This is a genomic window from Methylobacterium oryzihabitans (assembly GCF_004004555.2).
GTDB classification, from domain to species: Bacteria; Pseudomonadota; Alphaproteobacteria; order Rhizobiales; family Beijerinckiaceae; genus Methylobacterium; species Methylobacterium oryzihabitans.
Window position 1 is genome coordinate 32883 of record NZ_SACP01000034.1, and the last position, 17955, is coordinate 50837.

Sequence of the window (17955 nt, forward strand, 5' to 3'; positions counted from 1 at the left end):
GGCGGCGTTTTCGTGGGCGCGGCCGGCCGCGGGCGGGATCGGCCCGGCTCGGGTGTCGGGGCCGCGGCGGCGACCTATAACGGAGGATCGGGGACGGTGCCGCGGACGGGCCGTGCCGCGCGGACAGGAGGCCGGCATGGCATCGCTCGGAGACTGGAAGATCCCCTCGGCGGTGCAGCCCCGTCCCGCCAACTACGCCTACGACCTCGATCAGGCCCTCACCGCGGTGGTCGCCCTCTCGGCCAGGGCGCCGGACAACGCCTTCACGGCCCAGGCGCTTGGCACCGAGCGGGCCGGCAACGGCGTGGCGATCGGGGGCGAGGGGCTCGTGCTCACCATCGGCTACCTCGTCACCGAGGCCGAGACCGTGTGGCTGACCACCCATGACGGGCGCAGCCTGCCCGGCCACGTCGTCGGGTTCGATGCCGCCACCGGGTTCGGGCTGGTCCAGGCCCTCGGCCGCCTCGACGTCACCCCCCTGCCGGTCGGCTCCTCGGCCGGGCTGAAGACCGGCGACGCGGTGGTGATGGCCGGGGCCGGCGGGCGCCACCGCGCCGTGGCGGCGCGCATCGTCGCCCGGCAGGAATTCGCCGGCTACTGGGAATACGTCCTCGACGACGCCCTGTTCACCGCCCCGCCGCATCCGCACTGGGGCGGGACGGCGCTGATCGGGCCGGCGGGCGACCTCGTCGGGATCGGCTCGCTGCAACTGCAGCAGGGCGAGGGCGACGGCGCGATCAACATGGTGGTGCCGATCGACCTGCTGAAGCCGGTCCTGAGCGACCTCACCCGGCGCGGCCGCCCGGCGACGCCGCCGCGGCCGTGGCTCGGCCTCTACGCCACCGAGATGGAGGACGGCGTGGTGGTGATGGGGCTGGCGACCGGCGGTCCCGCCGAGGCCGCCGACCTGCGCGCCGGCGACGCCATCCTGGCGGTGGGCGACACCCGGGTGAAGGATCTGGCCCAGTGCTTCCGCAGCGTCTGGGCGCTCGGCGATGCCGGCGTCCCCGTGCCGCTGACGCTGCGCCGGGACGGCAAGACCCTCTCGGTCACGATCGCCTCGGCCGACCGGGACCGCTTCCTGGTGGCGCCGCAGCTGCACTGAGCGCGGGCGCGGGGCGCCCCACCGGCCGCCCGACCGTCCGGCGCCAACGACCGGGTGTCCTGCATCGAGGTCCCCGCCGGCGCCGGCCGGCGCAGCCGGGCCAAGGCGCCCGGATTCCGACCTGATCCAGCACCGGGCCCATCAGCCCCGCGCCCCGGCACGCGGAGGCCCCGCCCCTCCCCGGCCACGCTTCGGATCCCGATCCGGCTTCGCACCTGCAACATCGTGCCGGAATTCGGGAAATCCCGCCGAAACGGCACGGAAGTGCTGCCGAAGACGCATGCAGCGCAGCTTGGTTGACGAAGTCCTATGCGGAGCATGCCGCTCTCGCATGGCTGGCTTACGCCGGTCGGACTCCACACCGGAGGCCCAAAACCCATATGGTGCATTGCAACAGAAACGGGCAGCGATGCCGCAGATTTCGGCTTTGGCTGCCCGTCACGAGGTCACTTCCATGTTCGTCTCCGTCATCCTCAGCAAGATCCGTTCGTACCTCCGGTACCGCGAGACCGTCACCGAGCTGTCGCGCCTGTCCGACCGCGAGCTCGACGATCTCGGCATCAACCGCTACGAGATCCCGGGCATCGCCCGCAGCCACGCCTGATCGCTCGGTCGCACCTGATCGCACGATCGGTCCATCTCCGGGTCCGCCCGGCGACTCGCGCGCCCGCCCTTCGGCGGGCGTTCGCACGTCCAGGCGGGCGTTCGCACATCCGGGGCCCGGCTTCGTCCCGGCGGCCGTTGATCTCGACCCGCCCGATCCGATATGCCGCCTCATGTCCGGATCCGATCCCATCCACGTCGTCGGCGGCGGCCTCGCCGGCTCGGAGGCCGCCTGGCAGATCGCGCAGAGCGGCCTGCCCGTCGTGCTGCACGAGATGCGCCCGGTGCGCGCCACCGAGGCCCACCAGACCGACGGCCTCGCCGAGCTGGTCTGCTCGAACTCGTTCCGCTCCGACGACGCCGATCTCAATGCGGTCGGCCTGCTGCACCAGGAGATGCGCCGCCTCGGCTCGCTGGTCATGCGGGCGGGCGACGCGCATCAGGTGCCGGCGGGCGGCGCGCTCGCGGTGGACCGCGAGGGCTTCTCACGCGCCGTCACCGCGGCGCTCGAGGCCCATCCCCTGGTGAGAATCGTCCGCGAGGAGGTCGAGGGCCTGCCGCCGGAGGAATGGGGCAGCGTCGTCGTCGCCACCGGTCCGCTCACCGCGCCGGGACTGGCCGAGGCGATCCGCGGCCTCACCGGCGCCGAGTCCCTCGCCTTCTTCGACGCCATCGCGCCGATCGTCCACCGCGACTCGATCGACATGGGCACGGCGTGGTTCCAGTCGCGCTACGACAAGGCCGGACCGGGCGGCACCGGGGCCGACTACATCAACTGCCCGCTCGACCGCGAGCAATACGTCGCCTTCATCGCCGCGCTGGTCGCGGGCGAGAAGACCTCGTTCAAGCAGTGGGAGGCGAGCACGCCATACTTCGACGGCTGCCTGCCGATCGAGGTGATGGCCGAGCGCGGCCCCGAGACCCTGCGCCACGGCCCGATGAAGCCGTTCGGCCTCACCAACCCGCACAACCCGACCGTGAAGGCCTACGCCATCGTCCAGTTGCGCCAGGACAACGCGCTGGGCACGCTCTACAACATGGTCGGGTTCCAGACGAAGCTGACCTACGGCGAGCAGGTGCGGATCTTCCGTACCATTCCGGGTCTGGAAAAGGCCGAGTTCGCCCGGCTCGGCGGCCTGCACCGCAACACCTACCTCGACTCGCCGCGCCTGCTCGACGCGACCCTGCGCCTGAGGGCGGCGCCGCGGCTGCGCTTCGCCGGCCAGATCACCGGCTGCGAGGGCTACGTCGAGAGCGCCGCGGTCGGGCTGATGGCCGGCCGCTTCGCCGCCGCCGAGCGCCTCGGCCACACGCTCGCGCCGCTGCCCCCGACCACGGCGCTCGGGGCGCTGATCGGGCACATCACCGGCGGCCATCTCAGCGCCGAGGACGAGGGCGCGCCGCGCTCGTTCCAGCCGATGAACGTCAATTTCGGGCTGTTTCCGCCGCTGGAGCGCGCCCCGAAGGCGCCGGACGGCCGCCGCCTGCGCGGGCCCGAGAAGGCGCAGGCGAAGAAGCGCGCGCTGACCGACCGGGCCCGGGGCGACCTCGCCGCGTGGCTCGGCGAGCCGTCGCTGGCGGCGGCGGAATAGCCCGCGAGCCGCCATGGTGCTCGCTCCATGACCCTCGCCGCCGAGCGGCTCGCCTCGTGCGACGCCGCGATCCTGTATGCCGGGGCCGGCCTCGACGCCGCGGTGCCCGAGCGCGCCCACCTGATGCGCACGGCGCCGGCCGGCCGCCTCGTCGCGCCGCTGTTCCCGCCCTACGCCTATCCCCGCCCGGCGCCGGAATGGCTGCGCGGCGACGATCCCGTCGCGGCCGTGGCCCTGGAGGCCGAGTTCGCGGCGATCGACCGCCGGCATCCCGGCGGGCCGCCCTGCGGGCTGTTCGTCCTCGACGACGCGACCTTGCGCGACAACGTGCTCCATGCCGGCGGCCGCATCGTCTACGAGACCTACCGCCCGCCGGACCGGCCCGGCCTGACTCTGGCGGAAGACGGCGACCTCGCGCGGGCCGAGCCGCACGGCGCCGAGGTCGCGTTCTTCTTCAGCTCGTCGGGCTCGTTCAACTACGGGCACTGGCTCGTCGACGACCTGCCCCGCCTCGCCGGGTTCCGCACCCTGCGGCGGCTGCACCCGGATCGGCGTATCACCCTGGTCCTGACCGGCTACGGTGCGGCGAGCGACGAGATCCGGCGGCGCACGATCCGGCTGTTCCTCGGCGACGCGGCCGGGGCCGACACCGTGTTCCTGCCCCGCGACGCGGCGTTCCGCTTCCCGCGGCTGTACTACGCCACCCCGGTCTCGGTTCACCCGGCGAGCAAGTCGCCGGAGGCGCTGCGCTTCGTGCGCGACCACCTGCTGCGGCAGGCCGGCGAGGTGCGCCGCAAGCTCGCGCGAGAGGCGTGGCGCGGCGGCGATCCGGATGCGGGCCGGCGGATCTACGTCGATCGTGCCCCGCAATGGGACCGCGCCCTCATCAACCGCGATGCGGTTCTCGACCTCGTGCGCGCGCGCGGCTTCACGGTGGTCGATCCCGAGCCGCTGTCGTTCAGCCGGCAGGTCGCGACCTTCGCCCGCGCCCGCGCGGTCGTCGGGCCGATGGGGGCGGCGATGACCAGCACCCTGTTCTGCCCGCCGCACGCCACCGTGCTGCACCTCGCGGCGGAGGGCTGGACCGACCCGTTCTTCTGGGACCTCGCCGCGGCGCTCGGGCACCGCTACCGGGCGCTGCACGGCGCCAGCCCGACGCCGCGGCCGCCCCCGAACCGCGAGCCCTACCGGATCGATCTCGACCGCCTCGACGCGATGCTGCCGCGCTGAGGAGGAATCAGCGGAAGCGCCGCGACGCGCGCCAGAGCCGGAACACCCGGCGCCAGCGCGGCAGGTCGATCGCGCTGCGCAGCGGGTCGGTGCCCGGCCGCTCCATCGCCGCGAGGTAGTCCGGCACCAGGGCGACCGGCAGGTAGGCGGCGCCGGCGGCCGGCGAGATCGTGGCGCGGGCGCCCTCGAAGGCGTCGAGATGGCGCCGCGCCAGGGCGCGCAGGTCGGCGCAGGCGCCGGCGAGGCCGGGGCCGCCCCGCCCGCTGACCACGTCCTCGCGGGTGACGCCGTGGGCGGCGAGCACGTCCGCCGGCAGGTAGACCTGACCGCGGCGGGCGTGCCAGGGGAGCGCCCGCAAAAGCCCGGTCACCGCCTGGGCGACGCCGGCATGGCCGGCCGCGGCGGCGCCGCCGGGCTCGCCGCCCTCGGCCAGGATCAGCCCCCCGAGGCGGATCAGGACCGAGGCGGTCTCGCCGCAATAGCCCTCCAGATCGCGCACCGAGGGCATCGGGTCGTCGTAGAGGTCGAACACCCGGGCGTCGACGAGGTCGACCAGGGGCTGGCGCGGCAGGCGCCGGCGCACGATGGTGTCGTCGAGGGCCGCCGCCACCGGGTTGGCCCGCACGTCGCCGCGCGCCTCGCCCTGGAGCGCGTCGCGCCACCATTGCAGGCGGATCTCGCCGGGCATCGGGCTCGACACTGCGTCGCGCACCCGCGCCACCTCCAGGCTGAAGGCGGCGAGCGCGAACAGGTGCGGGCGGTGGGCGGCCGGGGCGAACAGCGTCGCGAAGTAGCGGTCGGGATCGCCGTCGCGGACCAGCGCCTCGCAATGGGCGTAGGCCCAGTCGGTGCCGTGGCCGGAGGCCGGGTTGCCGCCCTCGCTCATCGCGGGTCCCTCACGGCACCGCGATCAGGGCGGCGGCGACCTTGCGGTTCTCGCCCGCCAGGATGTTGTAGGTCTTGGCCGCGGCGCCGGTCTGCATCACGTCGAGGCCGATGCCGGCGGCCTTGAGGTGGCGCCGCAGCGCCTCGGGCAGGAACGCGATCTCGGCTCCCGTCCCGATCAGCAGCAGGCCGACCTCGCCGCCCTCGGCCAGCACCGGCGCGAGGCTCGCCGCGGTAATCCCCGCCGGCCCGGTCACGTCCCAGGCGCGGATGCCGGAGGGCAGCGCCAGGATCGAGCCGCGATGCGACATGTCGGCGAAGCGGAAGCCGCCGTTGCCGTAGGAATCGATCGGGTGGCGGCCCGGGACGAAGCCGTCGTGGAGGCGCCCGCTCTCGGCCATGCCGCCGCTACTCCGCCGCATGCTTCAGGGCGGCGTCCTCGTCGCGGCCGGGGCTGCGGTTGCTGTGGCCCTGGAGGCCGATATAGATCAGGAACGGCGTCGAGATGAAGATCGCCGAGTAGGTGCACAGCACCACGCCGACCAGCATCACAACCGAGAAGCCCTTGATCGCCTCGCCGCCGAACAGCACCAGGGCGACGAGCGACAGGGCGGTCGAGGTCGCGGTCATCACGGTGCGCGACATCGTGGAGTTGATCGACAGGTTGAGCAATTCGACCGTCGGCATGGTCTTGTAGCGACGCATCAGCTCGCGGGTGCGGTCGAACACCACCACCGTCTCGTTCAGCGAGTAGCCGACGATGGTGAGGATCGCGGCGATCGAGGTCATGTTGAACTCGATCCGGGTGATGACGAACAGGCCGACGGTGAGCACGATGTCGTGCAGGGTGCCGACGATGGCGCCGAGCGCCAGCTCGCGCTCGAACCGGAACCACAGGTACATCAGCACCGCGACGACCGAGAGCACGACGCCGATCGTGCCCGACTGCACCAGCTCGCCCGAGACGCGCGGACCGACGGTCTCGACCCGCTCGAAGGTGTAGTCGGCGTCGAAGGCGGCGTGGGCCTTCTGCATCACGAGGGTCTGGCCGGTCTCGCCGCCGGCCTGGAGCGGGAAGCGGACCGAGACCGAGCCCTGGCCGTATTCCTGCACCTCGGTCTCGCCGAAGCCGAACCCGTTGGCGGTGTGGCGCACCGCGCCGACATCGGCGGTGGCGCCGGCCTTCGGCCGCAGCTCGACCAGGGTGCCGCCCTTGAAGTCGATGCCGAAATTGAGGCCGATGGTCACGAACAGGACCACCGTCGCGATCGACAGAGCCGCCGAGAGCGGGAAGCTGAAGCGCCGCAGGCGCATGAAGTCGAAGTGGGATTCGTCGGGCCAGAGGCGGAGGAGGCGCATCGTACTCGGTCCAGGATTCGGGCGGCGCGGGCGGATCGCGATCCGCCCCGGCGGGCGCCGCCCACCCGGGCGGCACGAGGGTCGTCAGATCGGCAGCACCTTCGGCCGGAAGCGCTGGTACCAGAGCGCGATCATCATCCGGGTGAGCGTCACGGCGGTGATGACGGTGGTCAGGATGCCGAGGATGAACACGACCGCGAAGCCGCGCACCGGGCCCGACCCCATGAAGAACAGGATGATCGCGGCGATCGCCATGGTCGAGTTCGAGTCGACGATGGTGGCGAAGGCGCGGTCGAACCCGGCCTGGAGCGCGGACGGAATCGAGCGTCCGGCCCGCACCTCCTCGCGCACGCGCTCGTAGATCAGCACGTTCGAGTCCACCGCCGTGCCGATGGTGAGCACGATGCCGGCGATGCCCGGCAGGGTCATGGTCGCCTCCAGCACCGACATCAGGCCGAGGATCAGCCCGACATGGACGAGGAGCGCGATGTTGGCGAACAGGCCGAACACGCCGTAGGTCGCGAACATCAGCACTACGACCAGCACCGTCGCCACGATGGTGGCGTTCTTGCCGGCCTCGATCGAGTCGCGGCCGAGGCCCGGGCCGACGGTGCGGCGCTCGATGATGGTGAGCTTGGCCGGAAGGGCGCCGGCGCGCAGCAGCACCGACAGGTCGTTGGCCTGCTGCACCGTGAACCGGCCCGAGATCTGGCCCTGGCCGCCGGTGATCGGCTGGAGGATGCGCGGCGCCGACACGACCTCGTTGTCGAGGACGATCGCCATCGGCCGGCCGACATTCTCGCTCGTCGCCTGCCCGAAGCGCTGGGCGCCGCGCAGGTTGAACTTGAAGTTGACGATCGGCTCATTCGACTTCGAGTCGAAGCCCGGCTGGGCGTCGGTGAGGTCGGCGCCGTCGGCCATCACCCGGCGCTCGACCGGCACCCGCTGGCCGTTGGAATCGCGCGACGGCAGCATGTCGACGTCGCCGGACGGGCTGTCGGCGAGCATGCGGAATTCGAGCTTGGCGGTCTTGCCGAGCTGCTCCTCGAGCCGCTGCGGGTCCTGGAGGCCCGGCACCTGGACGAGGATGCGGTCGGCGCCTTGCTGCTGGATCGACGGCTCGGTGGTGCCGCCGAGATCGACGCGGCGGCGCACCACCTCGATCGCCTGGGTCACCGCCCGGCGGACCCGGGCGTTGAGGCCGGCATCGGTGAAGTCGAGCCGGATCGTGCCGTTGGGATCTTCCTTGACGTCGAGGGTGTTGGCGCCGGTCTGGCCCAGCACCGCATCGGTGACCGGCTGCGACAGCGCCCGCAGCTTCGGAAGCGCCCGGGCACGGGCGGCGGCATCGGCGATGCGCAGTTGCACGCCGCGGGGGGTGAGCTGGATGCCGCCGTCGGCCTGGATCGACTCGGCCCGCAGCGCCCCGCGCACGTCGTCGCGCAATTGCTGCGCCATGGTGCGGGTGAGGTCGTTGCGGTCGACCTCGAGCACGATCTGCGACCCGCCCTGGAGGTCGAGGCCGAGCACGATGGCGCGGGTGGGCACGATCCAGGTCGGGAACCAGCCCGGCAGGGACGAGACGAAGGCCTTGCGCTGGTCGGCCGAGAAGAAGCTCGGCACCGCCAGCGTCAGGCCGATCAGGATCACGGCGAGCGTCGAGACGATCTTCGCGGTGGAGAAACGGAGCATCGGCGGTCCCGACGTGAGTGCGTGAGGCGGGGGCCGCGCGGCCCCCGGCTGGATCAGGCGGCCTTGACCGGCTCGCCCTTGGCGCGGACCTCGGCGATCATCCCGCGGACGACCTTCACCCGCACGCCCTCGGCGATCTCGACCTCGATCTCGCTCGCCTCGTCGGTCACCTTCGACACCCGGCCGAGGATGCCGCCGTTGGTCACCACGGTGTCGCCGCGGCGCACGTTGCGGACCATGTCCTGATGCTGCTTGGCCTTGCGCTGCTGCGGCCGCAGGATCAGGAAATACATGATGACGAAGATGAGAACGAACGGGACCACCTGCAAGATGACGTCCGTGCCGCTGGCGGCGGCGCCAGCTCCCTGCGCGAAGGCGGGCGTGATCACTCGTGGGTCTCCCGGAAATGCGAGGACGGGCCGCCCGGGGGCCGGGCCGCCTGTCGTGAAAGCGCGCGGACTATAGCCAGGGGCGACCCGAAAGCAACGGCGACACCGCCGCCGCATGGCGGGGGCGCACCGGGACCGCTCGCGCGCGCCGGACGCCCGGATTAAGACGCCCGCGAGCCCGTAAACGTCCGAGACCGGATTCCGACGCCGAGCCGCCATGACCGAGCCCCCTGCCCCGACCCCTTCCCCGACCCCTGCCCCGACCGATGACGGCCTGATGCCGGTGCTGCTGCGCATCGCCGCCGCCCTGGAGCGCGCGGCGCCGCCGGCGACGCCGCGGCCGGACCTCGCCGCCGCCGACGCCTTCGTGTGGCTCGCCGAGGGCCGGCTGCAGCCGGTCCCGAAGGTCAACCGGGTCGAGATCGGCCTCCTGCACGGCATCGACCGGATGCGCGACATCCTGTTCGACAACACCGAGCGCTTCGCCCGCGGCCTGCCGGCGAACAACGCCCTGCTGTGGGGCGCCCGCGGCATGGGCAAGTCGTCGCTGGTCAAGGCGGTCCATGCCGAGATCAACGCCCGGCGCGAGGGCGGCGCGCGGCCCCTGAAGCTGGTCGAGATCCACCGCGAGGACATCGAGGGCCTGCCGGCGCTGATGGGGCTGCTGCGGCCCGACCCGCACCGCTTCGTGGTGTTCTGCGACGACCTGTCCTTCGACGCCGAGGACACCTCGTACAAGTCGCTGAAGGCGGCGCTCGACGGCGGCATCGAGGGACGGCCCGACAACGTGCTGTTCTACGCCACCTCGAACCGGCGCCACCTGCTCGCCCGCGAGATGGTCGAGAACGAGCGCTCGACGGCGATCAATCCGGGCGAGGCAGTCGAGGAGAAGGTGTCGCTGTCCGACCGGTTCGGCCTGTGGCTCGGCTTCCACAAGTGCAGCCAGGACGAGTACTTGGCGATGGTCGACGCCTACGTCGCCCGCCACGGCCTCGCGGTCGAGCCGGCGCGGCTGCGGGCCGAGGCGCTGGAATGGGCGACCACCCGCGGCGCCCGCTCCGGCCGCACGGCGTTCCAGTTCATCCAGGACCTCGCCGGGCGGCTGGGGCAGCGGCTGGAGTGAAGCTAGTATGCGGGGCCAACCCTCCCCCCTTTGCGGGGGAGGGTGGCGAACGCAGTGAGTGCAGCGGGACGGAGTCCCGCCGAGAGGGGACGCCGCCTCCGGAAATGGCGCGACCCCGGTGACGAGCGCCAACTGAATCAGCGTCGCGATCCCGTCTCCCGCCCGGCCTCCGCCGGGCACCCTTCCCCGCAGCGGGGGAGGGTTCGGACGTGCCGATCAGGACTCGCCGGCGGCCTTCGGGAACAGGTCGGTGCCGGGCGTCTCGGTGCCTTCCGGCGCGGCGCCCTCGTAGCGGGTGCGGCGGCGGCGGCGCGGCCGGGGGGCTTCCTCAGCGGCGGCCTCGGGCTCGGCCGGCGGCGGCGGCGGGGGCGCCTCCTCGACCGGGGCAGGGGCCGGCGCGCGGGCCGGGGTGGTCAGGAAGGCCGGCAGGCCGACCGGCTCCTCGGCGACCGGCTCGGGACGGGGCTCCTCGCGGCGGCGCTCGCGCCGGTACTCGGAACGACCACCCTCGCGGGGGGGAGCATCGGCGCGGGGCGCGTCGCGATAGGCGTCCTGGCGCGGCGGCTCGCCGCGGGCGGCGTAATCCTGCCGATCGCCGCGATCGGAACGGTCGCCGCGATCGGAACGGTCGCCGCGATCGGAACGGTCGCCGCGATCGGGACGGTCGCCGCGATCCTGTCGCTCGGCGCGGTCCTGTTGGCGGTCCTGGCGCGGCGGGCGGTCCTGGCGGTTCTGGAACCGCTCGCGGCGGTCGCCGCGATCGGGCCGATCCGCACGATCGGGGCGGTCACCGCGATCGGGACGGTCGCCGCGGTCCTGCTGGCGGTCCTGGCGCTCGGGACGCTCCTGCTGGCGGTCGAAGCGGGCAGGGCGCGCATCGGGCTCGCCGTAGGGCTGCGGCTGCTGGGCCGGATCGCCGTAATCGTCGCCGGGGCCGTAGGCGGCGTAGCCGCGGGCATCGCTCTGTGCGGCGTAGCCGTTCGGCTCGCCCTCGTCGCCCTCGTCGCCCTCGTCGTCGAAGGACTGGCGGCCGTAGGTGCCGCCGTATTGCTGGCGGTACTGCTCGTTGGCGGCGGCGATGATGCGGTAATAGTGCTCGCCGTGCTGGAAATAGTTTTCCGCCATCACCGGGTCGCCGCTCGCCTGGGCGTCGCGGGCGAGCTGGGCGTACTTGTCGGCGATGTGCTGGGCCGTGCCGCGGATTTTGACGTCGGGGCCGTTCGACTCATAGGAACGGGTGAGCGGGTTGGGGCCTTTGTTGCTGCGATTGCGGCCACGCATACGCCGGTTCTGGTTTGGTCTCATCGGTCTCGACTGACCCTCGTTCGACTCGCTGGCAGGACGCGCGCTGGACGGACCGGCCGCGTTCTCGTGCGGGCCCTGCCGGGCCGCCCCATGCCGCGACGATGTCCGTGTGCTGTGGTCAACCGCGGGCGCTCGCGTGTCCGGTCGGCCCGACGCTTGCCAGTTGCGGATGACCGGGCAGACCGTTCGCACGCCCCTGGAAATGCCCGGTGTGACGATCGCCCGAGGTCCGCACCCGGTTCGTGGCCCGCGCCTGCGAGCCGGGCCGCCTGACCGGACCGTTCACGATCTGTCGTCCTATATTAGCGACGCGATCGGACGGCGCCAAGTGGAATCGCGCGGAGAAATTCTGGAATCGCGCAAGGAACGGCGAAATCGCGTGCGCGAACGCACCAACGACATCAGGAACTTGGGTCCGCCGCCTCACCCTGGGTCCGCGGCGCGCATCGCCACCACCCGGGGATGCCCGGCGAGGTCGCGGCGCACCGCCTCGACGCGCAGGCCCGAGGCCGGCGCCAGGGCGCGCAGGGCCGCCTCCTGATCGTAGCCGATCTCGACCAGCAGCGCCCCGCCCGGCGCCAGCAGGCCGGGAGCCTGGGCCAGGATCGTCCGGTAGGCGTCGAGCCCGTCGACGCCGCCGTCGAGGGCGAGGCGCGGATCGTGGTCGCGCACCTCCGGGTCGAGCCCCTCGACGGTCCGGGTCGCGATGTAGGGCGGGTTCGACACCACGACGTCGAACCGGCCGCCGAGGGCGGCGCCCCAGTCGCCGGCGACGAAGCCGGCGCGGCCGCCGACGCCGTTGCGCCGGGCGTTGTCGCGGGCGAGACGCAGGGCCGGCGCGGAGCGGTCGGTCCCGAGGCCGGTCGCGCCGGGCCACTCGCTCAGCAGCGCCACCAGCAGGCAGCCCGAGCCGGTGCCGAGGTCGAGGAGCCGCACGCCGTCGCCCGGCGGCGGATGGAGCGCCAGGGCCGCCTCGACCACGGTCTCGGTGTCCGGGCGCGGCACCAGGGTGTCGGGGCCGAGGCGGAACGGCAGGCCCCAGAACTCCCAGGCGCCGAGGATGCGGGCGACCGGCTCGCCGGACGCGCGCCGGGCGAGAGCCGCGTTGAGCGCCGCCGCCCCGGCCTCGCCGACCGGCACCTCGCCGGCGAGCGCGAGGTCGGCGGCGGTGAGCCCGAGGAGATCGAGGGTGAGGATCCGGGCGTCGAGGGCGGCGGTCGCGATGCCGCGCCCGGCGAGCCACAGGGCGGCGCGGCGGCCCGCCTCGGCCCGGCCTGTGGCGCCGGCGACGACCGCCTCCGCCGCGGCCTCGCTCACGCCAGCCCCTCGGCGGCGAGCAGGGCGGCCTGATGCTCGGCCGAGAGCGCGTCGACCAGCTCGTCGAGGGCGGTGCCGGCCAGCACCTCCTCCAGCTTGTAGAGCGTCAGGTTGATGCGGTGGTCGGTGACCCGCGCCTGCGGGAAGTTGTAGGTGCGGATGCGCTCGGAGCGGTCGCCGCTGCCGACCTGGGACTTGCGGTCGGCGGCGCGGGCGGCGTCCTTCTGGGTCCGCTCCTGCTCGTAGAGGCGCGCGCGCAGCACCGCCATGGCGCGAGCGCGGTTCTTGTGCTGCGAGCGCTCCTCCTGAACGAACACCACAATGCCGCTCGGGACGTGGGTGATGCGGATCGCCGATTCGGTCTTGTTGACGTGCTGGCCGCCGGCGCCCTGCGCCCGCATGGTGTCGATCTTCAGGTCGGCGTCGTTGACCTGGACGTCGACCTCCTCGGCCTCCGGCAGCACCGCCACGGTGGCGGCGGAGGTGTGGATGCGCCCCTGCGTCTCGGTCTCGGGCACGCGCTGGACCCGATGCGCCCCGCTCTCGAACTTCAGCTTCGCGAACACGCCGCGGCCCTTCACCTCGGCGACGACCTCGCGGTAGCCGCCGACGGTGCCGGGGCTCTCGGAGACGACCTCGACCCGCCAGCCCTTGAGGTCGGCGTAGCGGGCATACATGCGGAAGAGGTCGCCGGCGAACAGGGCGGCCTCGTCGCCCCCGGTGCCGGCGCGGACCTCGAGGATCGCGCTCTTCTCGTCGGCGGCGTCCTTGGGCAGGAGCAGGAGCTGGAGCGCGCGGCCGGCGGCGTCACGGGCGGCCTCGGCCTCGGGCTTCTCCTCAAAGGCCAGCGCCCGCATCTCCGGGTCGCCCTCGCTCAGCATCGCCTCGACCCCTTCCAGGTCCGCCTCGGCGGCCCGGAAGGCGCGGATCGCCGCGACCACGTCGTCGAGTTCGGCGAGTTCGCGCGAGAGCTGGACGAAGCTCTCGGCCTCGCTCTCGCCGGCACTCAGGGTCGCGGTGACGATCTCGTGACGGGCCAGGATGGCGTCGAGGCGGTCGGAGGGAATGACGATCATGGCGCGGGATATGGGCTCGGTCCGGGCCGGCTTCAGCCGGGGGCGGCGACGGATCTCGCGCCGCGCAATCGGGCCCGCGTATAGCAGGTCCGCCGGTCATGGCGAGTCGGGCGCCCCGTCCGTCACGGCCCGCCGGCGACCGCGCCCTCGATCGCCATGATGAGCGCGTCGATGTCGATGCGCCCGGCGATGACGGCGTAGCCGGTCTCGCTGGTATCGACCTTCGGCGCGTCCGGCTCCGGCCCGGCCTGACGATTCAGCTCGGCCACGATCGCGTCGCGGATGGTCTTCTGGAGGTCCATGGCTCCCTCGCTCGCCGGGCGTGCTCCGTCTCGTGGCCGAGCCGCCACCGTGACTTGGCTATAGATGCCTGCCTAAGAGCGTATTCGTGCCCCGGGTTCCATGATGAGCCGGCATTAAATTTGGCACGGCCGCGCTTGCATCGTGCGGAGCGCGGCACATTTTCTTGCGCCTCCGCGGCGGATCCGCCGCCTGTTCGAGGACGACGCCATGGCCAATGCCAGCAAGAACAACATGGGTCCCGGTGCGCAGGGCAAGCGGTCGGGAACCGGGGCGATGACCGAGCTGCCCGAGGGCGTGCTGCCGGAGAACATGGTGCTGAGCAACCGCGACAAGGCCCAGCACAGCCAGGAGCGCGGCCTCGACAGCCGCAACATCCAGACCGAGCAGTACCAGGACCACGCCGGCAACCGCCGCAACTTCGACGAGCAGGCCCGCCGCGACGACAACACCAGCGGCCTCGGCGGCCCGATGACCGACGTGTCGGGCGACGACAGCAGCCTCGATCGCCAGCAGGGTTGAAACGGTCGCGCTGCACTGCGGTGCGGGCCCAAACTTGACCGCTCCGCCCGGTTGCGCCACCTTCGATGAGGTCAAGCCCTGAAGGCTCCCCGCCGTCGCGGGGAGCCTTCTCCGTTGAGGAAGCAGGCGTGGCCGCATGACGACTTCGAATCGCTCGACGCATATCCGCCTGACCTCGCACCCGGAGCCGGGCTCGGCCCGCTGGCCGATCCGCTGGGGCGCGGCCGACCCGAAGCAGCGCGGCCCGGTGATCGGCACGGTCACCAACCCGGCCGACCGCAACGTGATCGGGGCGAGCGGCGGCGCCTACTCGCTGTATCGCGCCCTGGCGATCGCCGGACGCGCCCTCAACCCGCTGGCCCGGCCCGACCTGACCAACACCCACCCGGTGGTCGGCATCGGCCCGCACCCGCAATGGTCGGACCCAGGAAAAATCGTCTCCCTCGATCCGTGGGGCCACCTGCCCGGCGAGGTCTTCGCCGACGAGATCGCCACCGGCACCGACATCCGCCCGACCATCGCGGTGACCAAAGCCCGGCTGTCGCTGCCGGAGATTTTGGCGGCGATGGGCGCGCACCGGCTGGCCGCCGACGGCACCGTGCTGCACAAGACCGGCGACATCTCGGTGACCAAGGTCGCGGTCGACCCGGTCTGGTACCTGCCCGGGGTCGCGGCCCGGTTCGGCACCGGCGAGACGGCCCTCCGCCGCACGCTGTTCGAGCAGACCGGCGGCATGTTCCCGGAGCTCGTCACCCGGCCCGACCTTCAGGTGTTCCTGCCGCCGATCGGCGGCTGCACCGTCTACGTGATGGGCGAGGTGGAGAAGCTCTCCGGCCGCTCGACCCGCATCGCCTGCCGGGTCCACGACGAGTGCAACGGCTCGGACGTGTTCGGCTCCGACATCTGCACCTGCCGGCCCTACCTCACCCACGGCATCGAGGAATGCGTACGCGAGGCCCAGACCGGCGGCGTCGGCGTCATCGTCTACAACCGCAAGGAGGGGCGCGCCCTCGGCGAGGTGACCAAGTTCCTCGTCTACAACGCCCGCAAGCGCCAGGAGGGGGGCGATTCCGCCGCCACCTACTTCGAGCGCACCGAATGCGTCGCCGGCGTGCAGGACGCCCGCTTCCAGCAACTGATGCCCGACGTGCTGCACTGGCTCGGCATCACCCGCATCGACCGGCTGATGTCGATGTCGAACATGAAGTACGACGCCATCACCGGGTCGGGGATCGAGGTCGGCGAGCGGGTGCCGATCCCGCCCGAGCTGATCCCGCCCGACGCCTCGGTCGAGATCGAGGCCAAGAAGGCGGCCGGCTACTACACCCCCGAGGGCGGGCCCGAAGCCCGCGACCTCGACGCCGTCAAGGGTCGCGACCTCGACCGGTTCTGACGCGTCCCCCCTACCCGAAGCCTGTACCGGAGTCCTGCCCGTGAGCGATGGTGCGTCCGTGATCGACCCGAACGACCCGCGCAGCCTGCTCTCGGCGGCGGCGGTGCGCGAGCGGGCCGAGGCCCTGCTGGCGCAGGGCCTCGCCGGACGGCTGCCGCACTTCGCGGTCGATCCCGGGCGCCTCGGCGCCTGCGCCGACGCGGTGGTCGAGACGATTCGGGCGAACTACCCGGACCTCGCCATCCCCTACCACGCCCGCTGGCGCCACTTCGCCGTCGGCGGGTTCGAGCGCTGGGGCTCCCTCGTCCACGCGGCGCCGTGGGAGGATGCGGCGGCCCGCGCGCGGGCGGCGTTCGACCTCGTGATCGTCAGCGTGCTGCTCGATGCCGGCGCCGGCCCGACCTGGCGCTACGAGGAGGGACGGACCGGCGAGACCTACGCCCGCTCCGAGGGGCTCGCGGTGGCGAGCTTCGACATGTTCATCTCGGGCCTGTTCTCGGCCGAGCCGGAGGACCCGTTCCGGGTCGACGCCCGGGCGCTGGCGAGCCTCACCGAGGCCGAACTGGCCCAGGGCTTCCAGGCCGGCCCGGCCAACCCGCTGGTCGGGCTCCCGGGCCGCACCGCGCTGATGAACCGCCTCGGGCAGGTGGTGGCGGCCGACCCCGAGGGGTTCGGGACGGAGGCGCGTCCCGGCGGGCTGTTCGACCGCCTCGCCGCCCGGGCTCGCGACGGCGCCCTGCCGGCCGCCGCGATCCTCGACACCCTGCTCGCCCATCTCGGCCCGATCTGGCCCGGGCGCATCGTCGTCGAGGGGGTCGATCTCGGCGACACCTGGCGCCACCCCCTCGCCGGCGGGGCGGGCGAGACCGCCGGGCTGGTGCCGTTCCACAAGCTGTCGCAGTGGCTCGCCTATTCGCTGCTCGAACCGCTGGAGGAGGCCGGCATCGCCGTGACCGGGCTCGACGCCCTCACGGGCCTGCCGGAATACCGCAACGGCGGCCTCTTCCTCGATACCGGCGTGCTGGCGCTCAAGGACCCGGCCGAGGCGGGCCGGCCGCACCCCGTCGAGTCGCCGCTGGTGGTCGAGTGGCGGGCGCTCACCGTCGCGCTCCTCGACCGGATCGCCCCTCTGGTGCGCGAGCGGCTCGGCATCGCCGAACCGGACGACCTGCCGCTCGCCAAGGTGCTGGAGGGCGGGACCTGGGCCACCGGCCGGCGCCTCGCCCGCGCCCTGCGCCCGGACGGGGCGCCGCCGCTCGCGATCGAGAGCGACGGGACGGTGTTCTGAGGCGCGCACACCTTCTACACTGACGGGAGCCGTCGAGGCGGCCGGACGAGCGAGGGGATCACGGGAATGCAGGGTGCGAGCGCGCGGGCCGAAGCAGGGCTCGCCGGGGGTGCGGCGGTGACGGTGGTCGACCATCCGCTGGTGCAGCACAAGCTGACGCTGCTGCGCGACAAGGCGCGCTCGACCAAGGGCTTCCGCCAGCTCCTCAACGAGATCGGCACGCTGCTCGCCTACGAGGTGACCCGCGACCTGCCGCTGGAGCCGGTCGAGATCGAGACCCCGCTGGTGACGATGCAGGGGGTGCAGATCGCCGGCAAGAAGCTCGTCCTGGCGCCGATCCTGCGCGCCGGCATCGGCTTCCTCGACGGGATGCTGTCGCTGCTGCCCTCGGCCCGCGTCGCCCATGTCGGGCTCTACCGCGATCCCGACTCGCTCGAGGCGGTCGAGTACTACTTCAAGGCGCCGTCCGACCTCGCCGACCGCACCGTGCTGGTCCTCGACCCGATGCTCGCCACGGCGAACTCGGCGGTGGCGGCGGTGGACCGGCTGAAGGAGCGCGGCGCCCGCGACCTGCGCTTCGTCTGCCTGCTGGCCTCGCCGGAGGGGCTGACGAAGTTCCAGGGCGCCCATCCCGACGTGCCGATCTGGACCGCCTCGATCGACAGCCACCTCAACGAGCACGGCTACATCCTGCCGGGGCTGGGCGACGCCGGCGACCGGATGTACGGAACGCGCTGAGCCGCGCGCTCACGCACACAAGAAAAACCTCGGAGACA

Annotated in this window: 18 protein-coding genes; 9 read left to right on the forward strand and 9 right to left on the reverse strand. The window is 72.8% G+C overall.

What is annotated here, in order from left to right:
* The first annotated feature begins 136 nt into the window (after positions 1-136).
* From EOE48_RS24265 to EOE48_RS24280, 4 genes are all read left to right on the forward strand, one after another.
* Positions 137-1105, forward strand: coding sequence for a S1C family serine protease (locus tag EOE48_RS24265; RefSeq protein WP_127733461.1), 969 nt, complete (start codon positions 137-139; stop codon positions 1103-1105).
* 454 nt (positions 1106-1559) lie between these two features.
* On the forward strand, positions 1560-1709 hold the full coding sequence (locus EOE48_RS24270; RefSeq protein WP_127733462.1) for a DUF1127 domain-containing protein: 150 nt from the start codon (positions 1560-1562) through the stop codon (positions 1707-1709).
* Between the two features lie 172 nt (positions 1710-1881).
* Positions 1882-3300 carry a methylenetetrahydrofolate--tRNA-(uracil(54)-C(5))-methyltransferase (FADH(2)-oxidizing) TrmFO gene (gene trmFO / locus EOE48_RS24275; protein ID WP_127733463.1) on the forward strand — a complete coding sequence of 473 codons (1419 nt, stop codon included), beginning with the start codon at positions 1882-1884 and terminating at the stop codon, positions 3298-3300.
* Positions 3301-3327: 27 nt separating this feature from the next.
* Complete coding sequence (locus tag EOE48_RS24280; protein ID WP_127733464.1) at positions 3328-4530, forward strand: glycosyltransferase family 61 protein; 1203 nt, start codon at positions 3328-3330, stop codon at positions 4528-4530.
* Between the two features lie 7 nt (positions 4531-4537).
* On the opposite strand, the gene EOE48_RS24285 is transcribed toward EOE48_RS24280, so the two are convergent.
* The 5 genes from EOE48_RS24285 to yajC form a co-directional block, all read right to left on the reverse strand.
* Complete coding sequence (locus EOE48_RS24285; protein ID WP_127733465.1) at positions 4538-5416, reverse strand: phytoene/squalene synthase family protein; 879 nt, start codon at positions 5414-5416, stop codon at positions 4538-4540.
* Between the two features lie 10 nt (positions 5417-5426).
* Positions 5427-5816, reverse strand: coding sequence for an Mth938-like domain-containing protein (locus EOE48_RS24290; RefSeq protein ID WP_127733466.1), 390 nt, complete (start codon positions 5814-5816; stop codon positions 5427-5429).
* A 7-nt stretch (positions 5817-5823) separates the two neighbouring features.
* Entirely contained in the window at positions 5824-6774 is a 951-nt protein-coding gene (gene secF / locus EOE48_RS24295) for a protein translocase subunit SecF (RefSeq protein ID WP_127733467.1), read from the reverse strand.
* A gap of 84 nt (positions 6775-6858) precedes the next feature.
* Complete coding sequence (gene secD, locus EOE48_RS24300; protein WP_127733468.1) at positions 6859-8466, reverse strand: protein translocase subunit SecD; 1608 nt, start codon at positions 8464-8466, stop codon at positions 6859-6861.
* 53 nt (positions 8467-8519) lie between these two features.
* Entirely contained in the window at positions 8520-8855 is a 336-nt protein-coding gene (gene yajC, locus EOE48_RS24305; RefSeq protein ID WP_127733469.1) for a preprotein translocase subunit YajC, read from the reverse strand.
* Between the two features lie 217 nt (positions 8856-9072).
* On the opposite strand from yajC, the gene EOE48_RS24310 reads away from it, so the two are divergent.
* A complete protein-coding gene (locus tag EOE48_RS24310) occupies positions 9073-9978 on the forward strand; it encodes an ATP-binding protein (protein WP_127733470.1) in 906 nt (301 codons plus the stop codon).
* Positions 9979-10194: 216 nt separating this feature from the next.
* Here the strand turns inward: EOE48_RS24310 and EOE48_RS24315 are convergent, their stop codons facing one another.
* The 4 genes from EOE48_RS24315 to EOE48_RS24330 form a co-directional block, all read right to left on the reverse strand.
* Positions 10195-11259, reverse strand: coding sequence for a DUF4167 domain-containing protein (locus EOE48_RS24315; protein WP_127733471.1), 1065 nt, complete (start codon positions 11257-11259; stop codon positions 10195-10197).
* A 447-nt stretch (positions 11260-11706) separates the two neighbouring features.
* The gene (gene prmC, locus EOE48_RS24320; protein ID WP_127733472.1) at positions 11707-12600 is read right to left on the reverse strand and encodes a peptide chain release factor N(5)-glutamine methyltransferase; all 894 of its coding nucleotides are present in this window, start codon (positions 12598-12600) and stop codon (positions 11707-11709) included.
* Entirely contained in the window at positions 12597-13676 is a 1080-nt protein-coding gene (gene prfA / locus EOE48_RS24325) for a peptide chain release factor 1 (protein ID WP_127733473.1), read from the reverse strand. The genes prmC and prfA overlap by 4 nt, the downstream gene beginning before the upstream one ends.
* Positions 13677-13798: 122 nt before the next feature.
* The gene (locus EOE48_RS24330) at positions 13799-13978 is read right to left on the reverse strand and encodes a hypothetical protein (protein WP_127733474.1); all 180 of its coding nucleotides are present in this window, start codon (positions 13976-13978) and stop codon (positions 13799-13801) included.
* 208 nt (positions 13979-14186) lie between these two features.
* Between EOE48_RS24330 and EOE48_RS24335 the strand changes: the two genes are divergently transcribed.
* From EOE48_RS24335 to upp, 4 genes are all read left to right on the forward strand, one after another.
* The gene (locus EOE48_RS24335; protein WP_127733475.1) at positions 14187-14498 is read left to right on the forward strand and encodes a hypothetical protein; all 312 of its coding nucleotides are present in this window, start codon (positions 14187-14189) and stop codon (positions 14496-14498) included.
* A gap of 136 nt (positions 14499-14634) precedes the next feature.
* Entirely contained in the window at positions 14635-15891 is a 1257-nt protein-coding gene (locus EOE48_RS24340; RefSeq protein WP_127733476.1) for a GTP cyclohydrolase II, read from the forward strand.
* Positions 15892-15931: 40 nt separating this feature from the next.
* Complete coding sequence (locus EOE48_RS24345; protein ID WP_246154808.1) at positions 15932-17179, forward strand: URC4/urg3 family protein; 1248 nt, start codon at positions 15932-15934, stop codon at positions 17177-17179.
* A 66-nt stretch (positions 17180-17245) separates the two neighbouring features.
* Complete coding sequence (gene upp / locus EOE48_RS24350; protein WP_127733477.1) at positions 17246-17917, forward strand: uracil phosphoribosyltransferase; 672 nt, start codon at positions 17246-17248, stop codon at positions 17915-17917.
* Positions 17918-17955 lie beyond the last annotated feature (38 nt).

Excerpts from the sequence above, each read along its gene's own strand:
- EOE48_RS24310 (WP_127733470.1), top strand. The coding sequence starts at position 9,073 with ATGACCGAGCCCCCTGCCCCGACCCCTTCCCCGACCCCTGCCCCGACC.
- trmFO (WP_127733463.1), top strand. The coding sequence starts at position 1,882 with ATGTCCGGATCCGATCCCATCCACGTCGTCGGCGGCGGCCTCGCCGGC.
- EOE48_RS24315 (WP_127733471.1), bottom strand. The coding sequence starts at position 11,259 with ATGCGTGGCCGCAATCGCAGCAACAAAGGCCCCAACCCGCTCACCCGT.
- prfA (WP_127733473.1), bottom strand. The coding sequence starts at position 13,676 with ATGATCGTCATTCCCTCCGACCGCCTCGACGCCATCCTGGCCCGTCAC.
- EOE48_RS24265 (WP_127733461.1), top strand. The coding sequence starts at position 137 with ATGGCATCGCTCGGAGACTGGAAGATCCCCTCGGCGGTGCAGCCCCGT.
- EOE48_RS24290 (WP_127733466.1), bottom strand. The coding sequence starts at position 5,816 with ATGGCCGAGAGCGGGCGCCTCCACGACGGCTTCGTCCCGGGCCGCCAC.
- EOE48_RS24270 (WP_127733462.1), top strand. The coding sequence starts at position 1,560 with ATGTTCGTCTCCGTCATCCTCAGCAAGATCCGTTCGTACCTCCGGTAC.
- EOE48_RS24340 (WP_127733476.1), top strand. The coding sequence starts at position 14,635 with ATGACGACTTCGAATCGCTCGACGCATATCCGCCTGACCTCGCACCCG.
- EOE48_RS24280 (WP_127733464.1), top strand. The coding sequence starts at position 3,328 with ATGACCCTCGCCGCCGAGCGGCTCGCCTCGTGCGACGCCGCGATCCTG.
- upp (WP_127733477.1), top strand. The coding sequence starts at position 17,246 with ATGCAGGGTGCGAGCGCGCGGGCCGAAGCAGGGCTCGCCGGGGGTGCG.
- EOE48_RS24285 (WP_127733465.1), bottom strand. The coding sequence starts at position 5,416 with ATGAGCGAGGGCGGCAACCCGGCCTCCGGCCACGGCACCGACTGGGCC.
- EOE48_RS24335 (WP_127733475.1), top strand. The coding sequence starts at position 14,187 with ATGGCCAATGCCAGCAAGAACAACATGGGTCCCGGTGCGCAGGGCAAG.
- secD (WP_127733468.1), bottom strand. The coding sequence starts at position 8,466 with ATGCTCCGTTTCTCCACCGCGAAGATCGTCTCGACGCTCGCCGTGATC.
- secF (WP_127733467.1), bottom strand. The coding sequence starts at position 6,774 with ATGCGCCTCCTCCGCCTCTGGCCCGACGAATCCCACTTCGACTTCATG.
- EOE48_RS24330 (WP_127733474.1), bottom strand. The coding sequence starts at position 13,978 with ATGGACCTCCAGAAGACCATCCGCGACGCGATCGTGGCCGAGCTGAAT.